Genomic DNA, 9900 nt, shown 5'->3' with positions numbered 1-9900 from the left:
AGCAAAGACAAAAGTCTTGCGACCGTTGACCGTGCCCCAGCCGGTGACGACGCCGTCGCCGGGGATCTTGGTCTTCTCCATGCCGAACTCGATCGAGCGGTGCTCGACGAACATGTCGAATTCCTCGAACGAGCCCTTGTCCAGCAGGAGCTCGATCCGCTCGCGGGCGGTCAGCTTGCCGCGGGCGTGCTGCGCCTCGATGCGCTTTTCGCCGCCGCCGAGCCTTGCGCCGGCGCGGCGTTCTTCAAGAGCTTCAATTGTGGAGATCACCCAACACCCCCCAAATGGGTCCGCGAGCAGGCCTTACCCCGCCATATACAAGCGATCCGAGACTTGAGAAGGCTTGAAGACGCACATTTGCGCATGTTACGCAATTGCAGACAGCAAATTGCGAAGTTGCAAATGGCAGGGAAGCTTTATATTGGCCGCAGGTTCCGCGAGATAAGGGAGAGCAAAATGCTCACCCAGGCGGCATTCGCGGAGCGGCTGGGTATCTCGCTGAGTTACCTGAACCAGATCGAGAACAATCAGCGGCCGGTCTCGGCCTCCGTACTGGTGCTGCTTGCCGAAAAATTTCAGGTCGACCTCAGCTCTTTGTCGCTCAACGACAGCGACAAAGTCATTTCGATGCTGGCCGAGTCGTTGGCCGATCCGATCTTCGCCTCCTACACGCCCAGCATACAAGAGTTGAAGCTGGTGGTTCAGAACGCTCCCGGTTTTGCTCAGGCGCTCCTGAACGCCCATCAGGCATATCGGCGCAACAGCGAACAGCTCGCCAGCCTGGATGGCCAGATCGCCAACCTGGCGGGAGAACCGACGGCTTATGAGGAAGTTCGTGATTTCTTTCACCTGGTCGACAATTACGTCCATGAGTTGGATACCGCGGCCGAGGCTCTTGCGGGCCAGCTGAATATTCCCGACAGCAACGCGACGAGCGCGTTGATCAGCTACCTGGAATCGAAACATGGCGTGCAGATTCGCCAGAGCGCTCCGAATGAGACTTCATTGCGGCAATTCGATCGCGCATCGCGCACGCTGTTTCTGAGCCAATATCTGCCGACACCAACCCGAACCTTCCAGATTGCCTTGCAAATCGCGGCTCTTGAAGAAGACGACCGGATTGGTCAGATTGCAGATAAAGCGACATTTCGATCAGTCGATGCGCGAAACGTGTGCGCCGCCGGATTGCGAAACTATTTTGCGGGCGCCCTCGTTCTACCGTACCAACGATTCCTGCAATCCGCTCGAGAGCTGCGGCACGATCTCGAATTGCTCGCGACCAGGTTCGGCGCAAGCCTGGAGCAGGTTGCTCATCGCTTGTCTACGCTTCAGCGGCAAGGCTCGAAGGGTGTGCCCGTTTTCTTCGCCCGACTGGACCGCGCCGGGAACATCACCAAACGCCACAGCGCGGCAAAACTGCAATTTGCACGCTACGGAGCCGCCTGCCCGCTCTGGAATGCGCACCAGGCATTCGAGGCCCCAAGCCAAATCATTCGGCAACTCGCCGAGACACCGGACGGCATTCGATTTCTTTGCATCGCAACCGAACTTTCGAAAGGCCGGGGCGGCTTCGGCTCTCCTCGTCCGCGCTATGCCATCGCGCTGGGATGCGAAGTCTCCTATGCAAAGGATTTCGTATATGCAGACGGGCTCGACCTCACAAGCAAAGGCACTTTCGATCCGATCGGAATTTCTTGTCGAATCTGCGAGCGGACCAACTGTCCTCAACGCGCGATCCCGCCGCTCAAGAGCAGATTGAGAATAGACCGCGATCGCAGGGACATACTGCCCTACCAATTACCCGGCTAGATTCGCCGACGACAAAGCCGGGATCTGCAGTGATCGCGGGCTTGGGCTGGGACCTGGTTCAGTTCCCGCGACCAGATCAGTGCACAGATTGCAATCGCGTTGCTCATCACGACGGCAGCAGTCAACTGAGCGCAGGCCACATGTTCGGGCGGCACAATCAGATTGACCGTTTTTCGATACAAGTCGTCATTTTATCGAAATTCTACATGCCCGGGCGAGAGATAGCATTTGTTTCATCGAGATGTCACCACGCGGAATAACGCAAGGGGCCGGGCCTCGATGGGACGACGAATGCTTGCCCATGGGAGAACGAAATGACGACGACGGCTTTGGACAGGATCGACATAAAGATCTTGAATGAACTGCAGCAGAACGCGAGTTTGACCAACGTTGAACTCGCTTCCCGCGTCAATCTCTCACCGTCTCCGTGTCTCGCTCGAGTTCGGACGCTCGAAAAACTCGGGGTCATTGACCGGCGAATTGCGGTGCTGGATCCCGCAGTTCTCGGCATCGGCGTTACGGCATTCATACAAGTAAAGCTTGAAAGGCAGGCCCAGCCATCACTCGAGAGCTTTACGCGTTCAATCGATCGCCTTGGCGAGGTGATGGAATGCTACCTGATGACCGGGGACAACGATTATCTTCTCCGCGTTATGGTGTCTGATATCGAGGCTCTTGAGGATCTCATCGTAAACAAGCTCTCCCGCATAACCGGGGTTTCGAGCATCCGCTCAAACCTGGCCCTGAAGCGGATATCTCACAAAACGGTGCTCCCTATCGACACGAACCGACCAGTTCAGGTCAAGCCGTGCAGCTCTTCCAGGCGCCTCGACAGGCCCGCCAAGCCGCAGTACGACGCCTCGCCCCAGGCGCGGATCGATGGCGGCATGAATCTCGAGACTTCGCGGATTTTGCGGGGTGACGGGCAGTACCCCTCAAGCCTCCCTTAGAGCGTGATGAGATTAGGTTGAGTTGGAGCGGCGTCGAAGGTTCACCTCTCCCCAACGGGGAGAGGTGAAACGAAGACCGCACCCGGCCGATTCAACCAAAACCCATCCCGCTCTAGGCAAGGGCGCCCAGGAGAACAGTCTCGACCTTGCGCTCGTTGTTCGTGCTTTTTTGCTCAAGGCACAAGGATCGAGTGCCGTTCGGCGTTCGATCGCGCGCGCGGAACGCGACGGTCAAAAGCTGGCCGCCTGCAGAAAGGCTCCCGCGTGATGTGCGGGAGCTCAGGATCGACAGCTAATAGGCCCTCGTGGTCGGGGCCGCAATTTAGCGACTGTCAGTAGAACCCCGTTCCCCTACTTCACCGGCGTGTAGATCACGATCCGCAATGACGGGTCGTCATTGGCCTGGAAGCTCGCATGTTCGAAGGACACGACGCCCTTCTTCGGATGATGCAGCCGCTTGATGCCGGCGGCCGTGCCGCGGATGTCGTGGGTTTTCCACCAGACCGAAAATTCCGGGCAGCCTTTCCTGAGCTTGAGCAAAAGCTCATGAAACGCGGGATCGTCGGCCCATAGATCGTGCACCGCCCGGAACTGCGCGACGACGCGCTTGGCTTCATCGGCCCAGGCCGCCCCGAACAGCTTCCGCGCCGAGGGCCGCGTCAACATGGAGACGAGCACGTTGCGGTCTTCGCTCGCGAGATGATCGAACGCGAAAATGTCGTTCGCCGCCTTGTTCCAGCCGAGCAGGTCCCATCGGCGACCGGTCACATAGGCCGGGTGCTTCATCGCGTCGATCATCCGCTGCAATGATGCCGGCACGGTCTCCTGCTGGAAACTCCGCCGCTCGCCGGAACGGGTGAGGGCCTTGAGATGAAGGTGCTCGACCTTGTTGAGCTTGAGCGCCTGGGCCAGCGCATTGATGGTCGTGATCGACGGATTGACCGAGCGGCCCTGCTCGAGGCGCACATACCAGTCGACGCCGATGCCGGCGAGTTCGGCCACTTCCTCGCGCCGCAGACCGGCGGTTCGCCGCCGCCGTCCATCGGCAAGCCCGACATCCCGCGGCCGCAATTTCTCACGGCGCGACCGCAGGAAATCCCCGAGCTCACTGCGGCTCTTCTCGATCACCGACATTGCAGCATGTTTCGAACAACGCCCAAAGGGGGACCTGCCAATCCTAGGATAATACCATGCCTTCCAGCTTCGCCCTAGCCTGCCATAATCGCGGCCGAACATTCCAGTGCCACGGCGATGTACACCACATGACGCAATCACTGAACGCCAACATTCCGAAACAGAGCATCGCGCTGTCCATAAAGATCAACGGCACGCGATACGAGCGCGAGATCGCGCCGACCGCGACCCTGCTAGACGTGATTCGCGACGAGCTCGGGCTCACCGGCACCAAGAAGGGCTGTGACATGGGCGGCTGCGGCGCCTGCACGGTGCTCGTCGCGGGCCGTCGGATCGCATCCTGCCTGGCGCTGGCAGCATCCTTTGGAGAGGCCGACGTGACGACGATAGAGGGGATCGGCACGGCCGATCGCCTGCATCCGCTGCAGGATGCGTTCATCCGGCACGATGCGCTGCAGTGCGGCTACTGCACGCCGGGCCAGATTCTGTCCGCGATCGCCTTGCTGGCGGAGGGCCCTCTCTCGATCGACGACATCCGCGAAGGCATGAGCGGCAATCTCTGCCGCTGCGGCGCCCATGCCAACATCGTCGCTGCGATCGCGGAGGTCGGCGGGCTATGAGCAGCGCTTCCTTCAACTATATTCGCGCGGCCGAACTCACCGATGCGCTCGCGCGCGGCGAGAGGGCAGGTGCCGCCTATCTCGCCGGCGGCACCGATCTGCTGCCGCTCTGGAAGGCTTCGCTGACCGCGCCACAGGAGGTGATCGACATCTCGCACCTGCCGCTTGCGACCATCACCCGCTCCGGCGACGCGCTCACCATCGGCGCGACGGCCCGGCTGAGCGACATCGCCGCCCATCCGGAGGTGAAAGCGCACTATCCTCTTGTATGCGATGGCATCCTTGCGAGCGCGAGCGGACAGGTGCGCAATGTCGCAACCATGGGCGGCAATCTGCTGCAGCGGACACGTTGTCCCTATTTTCGCGACGCGGGGCTCGCCTGCAACAAGCGCGATCCCGGGTCCGGATGCGGCACCCGACATGGCGAGAACCGCCATGCCGTGCTGTTCGGTGGCTCGCCCAGCTGCGTCGCCACGCATCCGTCCGACCTCGCGGTGGCGCTGGCCGCGCTTGACGCCAAGATTGTGGTGAGCAGTGCTAACGGCGAACGCGAACTCGCACTGTCCGAGCTTTACCCGCTGCCGGGCGAGACCACCGCACCCGATTCATCTCTGCGCCCCGGGGAGATGATCACGGCGATCCGCATGCTCAATGCGGCGCGTTTCGCGAACCACGCGACCTATCTGAAGATCCGCGATCGCGCCTCGTTCGAATTTGCCGTCGTCTCCGTCGCGGCGGCGTTGCGCATCGAGGATGGCGCCATCGCCGAGGCGCGGCTCGCGGCCGGCGGTGTTGCACCACTGCCCTGGCGACTTGAGAAAAGCGAGGCGGCGCTGATCGGTCGCGCGCCGACGGAGGAGGCCTTCGCCGAGGCCGGCGCGCTCGCAATCGGCGGCGCGCGACCGCTCGAAGGCAACGCATTCAAAATCCCCTTGCTGCGCAACGCCGTCATTCGCGCCCTGCAAACGGCCGGAGGCCAGTCGTGAAGAACCGAACCATCGCGCGCTATGAAGGCACCCTCAAGGTCACCGGCCAGGCCCGCTATGAAGGCGAGATGATGCCCGAGGGCCTGCTGCACGCGGCCCTCGTGGAGTCGCCCATCGCCTGCGGCGAATTGCAGTCACTCGACACATCGCGCGCTGCCACGCTGCCGGGATTTGCCACCCTCGTCACGCATGAAGATACCGCATCGCTGAAGCCGTCGGCAGCAACCGCCCTGATCCGGGAGAAGGCGATTCATTTCCACGGCCAGCCCGTCGCGCTCGTCGCCGCCACTACGCTGTCGGAGGCCCGCGAAGCGGCGAAGGCGACACAAGCCTCGATCGCAGCGCGCACCGCGTTGACGCAAATGGGCCAGGCGCTGGACCAGGCCTATGAGCCGGCGATGGTCGGGCGTTTCCCGGCCTCGACCCGCCGCGGCGATTCTGCGAAGGCGTTGAGCGAAGCCGGGCTCGTGGTCTGGCGCCGCTACACCACTGCCGTCAACAACCATCATCCGATGGAGCCTCATGCGGTCGTCTGCTGGTGGGAAGGCAAGAAGGCCGTCGTCCACACCTGCACCCAGGCGATCTTCGGCACGCGCGCGATGATCGCGCATGCGTTCGAGATGCCGCCCGCCGACATCCGCGTGCTGTCGCGCTATCTGGGCGGCGGCTTCGGCTGCAAGGGACAGCTGTGGTGGCCGTGGATGTTCTGGGCGATGCTGGCGTCGCGAAAGACGAACCGTCCGGTGCGGCTCGAGCTGACCCGCGCACAGATGTTCACCCTGGTCGGGCGGCGGCAGGAGACGGCGCAAGATCTCGCGCTCGGCTTCGTCGATGGCCGGCTGACGGCCATCGAGCACGATGTCATCGCGCAAACCTCGACACATGCGGAGTTTTCCGACTCGACCGCGGTCTACACACGCTTCCTTTACGCCTGTCCCAACGTCACCACGCGTCACAGCCTTGTGCGCACCAACGAGCCACAACCTGTTCCGATGCGCGCGCCGGGAACGGCTCCCGGCACCTTTGCGCTGGAGTCGGCGATGGACGAGGCGGCCGAGTTGCTCGGGATCGATCCGCTCGAATTGCGCCTCAACAATTTTGCCGATCAAGACCAGGAGAATAGCCGGCCCTGGAGCAGCAACAGCCTTCGCGAATGCTATCGCGTCGGCGCCGAGCGTTTTGGCTGGGCCGAGCGCCGCGCGCGATCGGCCGCCAAAGTCGGCCGCTGGAAAATCGGCTTCGGCATGGCGACCACGCTCTATCCGGCGATCCGCCAGGCCTGCCGCGCGCGCGTGGCACTGCGCGTTGACGGCTCGCTGCTGGTCCAGTGCGGCACCCAGGACATGGGTTCGGGCACCTACACCGCGCTCGGCCAGATCGCGGCCGATGCGCTCGGCTTGAGCATGGACAAGATCACCGTCGAGCTCGGCGATACCGGCTTGCCGGACGGCCCTTTCTCCGGCGGATCGCAGGTCACGGCGAGCATCTTTCCCGCCGTTGAAGCGGCAACGTCGAAGCTGCGCGCCGCGCTCGCGAGCATCGCAACGGCCGACACCACCTTGCCGCTCGGCGGCAAGCCGCCAGAGGATCTCGAGTTCGCCGACGGGATGATCCGCAGCCGCTCCGGCAACGCCAGCGAGAGGCTCACCGGTGTGCTCGCGCGTGCCGCCACTGATGGCCTCGAGGCTGAGGGCGAGAGCCCGGCGACTGATCACCAGAAGCTTGCGGCAAGCGGCATGGGATATGGCGCGATCTTTGTCGAGATCGGCGTCGATCCCGAGCTCGGCGAGATCCGCGTCCGCCGCGTCTGCGGTGCCTTTGCGGCCGGGCACATCCTCAATCCACTGCTGGCGAAGAGCCAGTATATCGGCGGTCTCATCGGCGGCATCGGCATGGCGCTGCATGAGCAGGCCGTGACCGATGCTGCGACCGGCAGCATCCTTGGCAAGTCGTTCGCCGATTATCTCATTCCGGTTCATGCCGACATGCCGGCATTCGACATCGCCATGATCGACGAGGACGACCCGCATCTCCCCGGCGGCGTCAAGGGCATCGGCATGCTCGGCACCGCCGGCATCCAGGCCGCGATCGCCAACGCCGTCTACGACGCCATCGGCAAGCGCATTCGCAAACTGCCGATCCGGATCGAGGACTGTCTCTGATCGCGGCACGTGACTGCGCGCTCAATAACTTCTGCGCTGTCGGAAAATGATGGCGGAGAGAGTGGGAGTCAAACTCCCGATTTCGATTACTCCACTTCGAAAGACTGAAAGCCGCTGAGTAAACGCTCGCCTGCCTGCTGCAAAGGTTTCGAGTTTGAGCCCTGTTCGATTCCAGTCGGGCGATTGTTGAGCACGGACCGTGCCGGCGCAGATCCCTTGTTGTTTTTTGCGAGCTAATGCCGTCCGCATCGTGCTGGTATTTGTGCTGGTATCGGCAGCAATCGCCAACAAAAGTGGTTTCAAATTCAAATGGTTATGGCTCCAGGCGATTGACGGCCAGGGGCACCAAACCAAAGACAAGAACTCACGGCTCCAGCTTGATTCCGGCTTATGCGCCCTGCCGAGAACGCGGAATTCCGGTCAAAGAGCGGGACAGGGCCGGACGACGGAACGCCTGCACGAATCCCGATCGGTGACGTGACTTTCGGCACTTTCGATCAAGCCACCCTCACCGCCAAATTGCACGGTGCGGTCTTTCCGTACCCCATCCCTGACCGCGCTGGGTCCCCCGGTCAATATGCATGATCACAGCCGGGGGACCTTCTACTCAACCGCGCCTCTCAGGGATTGCGACGACATGAGCCACCGGCAATCCATAGGTTTTCCTTGCATCGTTGGGGTGGTGTCGTGCCTGATCGCACTATCCGCGCCCGCCCACAGCAGGGGCTTCGATTGGTTCTTTGCCCATACTCGGAAGCCTCAGAGCTCGTGTTCGGGACAGCACGTTGTCGCAAGCTTCTATTCTTCGGGGCGGCGCACGGCAAATGGTGACATGTTCGACGCCAGTGGGCTAACGGCAGCGCACCGCACCATGCCCTTCGGTTCGCGGGTAACGCTCGTGAATCCCGAGAACGGAAAGTCGGTGACCGTTGTCATCAACGACCGCGGCCCGTTTACGCGCGGGGTGACAATCGATCTGACGCGCGGCGCAGCTCGTGCGCTCAACATGCATCGAACGCAATGGGTGTGCATGCAATGATGTCGAGCGGCTGAATCATTGCAGCCACGGGGCGAACATTGTTGCTTCGGGTCGTTAAAATCAGCTTGGCGATCCTCAACGGGGCGCCTGCGACCCGACCGAGCTGCACCTTTGCTTCCCGGCGCGCAGCGTCCGGGTCCACGCACTCCATGAAGGCGCAGGCGCCGCCTCGTTCGATGCGGCGCCGCCACGACGTCCTTGCATAAATAGCCGCAGAATTGAATATTCGTTGCGTTGCTTGCAATGACTGGGGCTGGGCCGATGAACACCAAGCTGGAGCCGCGTCGACTGCGCTATTTCATGGAGGTGCTCAATAGCGGCTCCGTGCGCGGCGCCGCCGGCGCACTCGGCATGGATGCCTCGGCGGTCAGCCGGGCGCTTGGCCTGCTCGAGCAGGAATATGGCGCGCCCCTGCTCGAAAGGCGCGGCCGCGGCGTTTCGCCGACCGACGCGGGCCAACTGCTGGCCGCCTACGTGCACCGCCAGCAGAGCGAGCGGCAGGTGCTGCTCGCGCAGATGGACAGCATTCGCAAGGTCGAGTCGGGTCATATCGACCTCGTCACGGGCGAAGGTTATGTCGACTGGCTGGCCAAGACCAGCCTGTGCCGCTTCATGAAAGCCCGCCCGAAGATCACAATCAGCCTCGACATCGGAAGCACCGACGAAATCGTCCAACAGGTCGTGGGCGAACGTGCCCATATCGGCGTCCTGTTCAACCCGCCCCGGGACGATAGGCTGCGCTCGCATCATTCGCAGCCGCATCCAATCAAGGCCATGGTGCCGCGCGGGCATCCGCTGATCCAGCTCGGTCGGCCGCTCAAGCTTGCTGACCTGGCGCCATATCCGGGAGCCGCGATGCATCCGAACTACGGTCTGCGCCAGCATGTCCAGGCAGCCGAGATCAGCGAAGGCGTCCGTCTCGATTTCGCTTTCACGACGGCCTCGTTCGATGCGCTTGCCCATTACGTCACCGCCGGCCTCGGCTATGCGCTGGTGTCGCGCCTTGCGATGACCGAGGCCGATGCCGGCAAGGTGGTGGCGTTACCGATGAGAAATGCTCTGCTGCATCGTGGCCGCACCCACGTCGTCTCGCGTCAGGGACGCACATTGCCGCCCGCCGCTATGGAGCTGCTGCGGATGATGGTCGGCGAAATGCGCGCGACTTCAAGCGGTGCGCGATAGGCTACGCAAGCTGCGCTC

10 protein-coding genes are annotated in these 9900 nt (G+C 62.4%); 8 read left to right on the top strand and 2 right to left on the bottom strand.

Annotated elements, in window-relative coordinates; all coding sequences use genetic code 11:
- Positions 1–267 (bottom strand): carboxyl transferase domain-containing protein (locus H8A92_RS12495; RefSeq protein WP_420831318.1); only part of this gene is annotated, 267 nt, incomplete at its 3' end.
- A 135-nt stretch (positions 268–402) separates the two neighbouring features.
- Between H8A92_RS12495 and H8A92_RS12490 the strand changes: the two genes are divergently transcribed.
- The gene (locus H8A92_RS12490) at positions 403–1809 is read left to right on the top strand and encodes a helix-turn-helix domain-containing protein (RefSeq protein WP_229196081.1); all 1407 of its coding nucleotides are present in this window, start codon (positions 403–405) and stop codon (positions 1807–1809) included.
- 314 nt (positions 1810–2123) lie between these two features.
- Positions 2124–2759 carry an Lrp/AsnC family transcriptional regulator gene (locus H8A92_RS12485; protein WP_229196080.1) on the top strand — a complete coding sequence of 212 codons (636 nt, stop codon included), beginning with the start codon at positions 2124–2126 and terminating at the stop codon, positions 2757–2759.
- Positions 2760–3110: 351 nt separating this feature from the next.
- Here the strand turns inward: H8A92_RS12485 and H8A92_RS12480 are convergent, their stop codons facing one another.
- Positions 3111–3887: a helix-turn-helix transcriptional regulator gene (locus tag H8A92_RS12480; protein WP_420831317.1), complete on the bottom strand. Its 777-nt coding sequence runs from the start codon at positions 3885–3887 to the stop codon at positions 3111–3113.
- A 134-nt stretch (positions 3888–4021) separates the two neighbouring features.
- Here H8A92_RS12480 and H8A92_RS12475 point away from each other — a divergent pair, with 134 nt between their 5' ends.
- The 6 genes from H8A92_RS12475 (at position 4022) to H8A92_RS12450 (ending at position 9882) form a co-directional block, all read left to right on the top strand.
- Entirely contained in the window at positions 4022–4513 is a 492-nt protein-coding gene (locus H8A92_RS12475; RefSeq protein ID WP_229196078.1) for a (2Fe-2S)-binding protein, read from the top strand.
- On the top strand, positions 4510–5499 hold the full coding sequence (locus tag H8A92_RS12470; RefSeq protein WP_229196077.1) for an FAD binding domain-containing protein: 990 nt from the start codon (positions 4510–4512) through the stop codon (positions 5497–5499). The genes H8A92_RS12475 and H8A92_RS12470 overlap by 4 nt, the downstream gene beginning before the upstream one ends.
- Entirely contained in the window at positions 5496–7661 is a 2166-nt protein-coding gene (locus H8A92_RS12465) for a xanthine dehydrogenase family protein molybdopterin-binding subunit (RefSeq protein WP_229196076.1), read from the top strand. Before H8A92_RS12470 ends, H8A92_RS12465 begins: the two co-directional genes overlap by 4 nt.
- A 199-nt stretch (positions 7662–7860) precedes the next feature.
- Positions 7861–8142 (top strand): hypothetical protein, encoded by a 282-nt coding sequence (locus H8A92_RS12460; protein WP_229196075.1) that lies wholly within the window; start codon positions 7861–7863, stop codon positions 8140–8142.
- A gap of 96 nt (positions 8143–8238) precedes the next feature.
- Positions 8239–8700: a septal ring lytic transglycosylase RlpA family protein gene (locus H8A92_RS40790; protein ID WP_338026535.1), complete on the top strand. Its 462-nt coding sequence runs from the start codon at positions 8239–8241 to the stop codon at positions 8698–8700.
- A gap of 261 nt (positions 8701–8961) precedes the next feature.
- Positions 8962–9882: a LysR family transcriptional regulator gene (locus H8A92_RS12450; RefSeq protein WP_229196073.1), complete on the top strand. Its 921-nt coding sequence runs from the start codon at positions 8962–8964 to the stop codon at positions 9880–9882.
- Positions 9883–9900: the final 18 nt, after the last annotated feature.

Source organism: Bradyrhizobium acaciae (assembly GCF_020889785.1).
Classification (GTDB): Bacteria; Pseudomonadota; Alphaproteobacteria; order Rhizobiales; family Xanthobacteraceae; genus Bradyrhizobium; species Bradyrhizobium acaciae.
Note: the sequence above shows the minus strand (reverse complement) of the source record. Positions and strands in the feature narration are given on the sequence as shown.

What these genes read in the sequence shown, in the direction of transcription:
- H8A92_RS12490 (WP_229196081.1), top strand. Translation starts at nt 403, where the DNA reads ATGGCAGGGAAGCTTTATATTGGCCGCAGGTTCCGCGAGATAAGGGAG.
- H8A92_RS12485 (WP_229196080.1), top strand. Translation starts at nt 2,124, where the DNA reads ATGACGACGACGGCTTTGGACAGGATCGACATAAAGATCTTGAATGAA.
- H8A92_RS12475 (WP_229196078.1), top strand. Translation starts at nt 4,022, where the DNA reads ATGACGCAATCACTGAACGCCAACATTCCGAAACAGAGCATCGCGCTG.
- H8A92_RS12470 (WP_229196077.1), top strand. Translation starts at nt 4,510, where the DNA reads ATGAGCAGCGCTTCCTTCAACTATATTCGCGCGGCCGAACTCACCGAT.
- H8A92_RS40790 (WP_338026535.1), top strand. Translation starts at nt 8,239, where the DNA reads ATGCATGATCACAGCCGGGGGACCTTCTACTCAACCGCGCCTCTCAGG.
- H8A92_RS12450 (WP_229196073.1), top strand. Translation starts at nt 8,962, where the DNA reads ATGAACACCAAGCTGGAGCCGCGTCGACTGCGCTATTTCATGGAGGTG.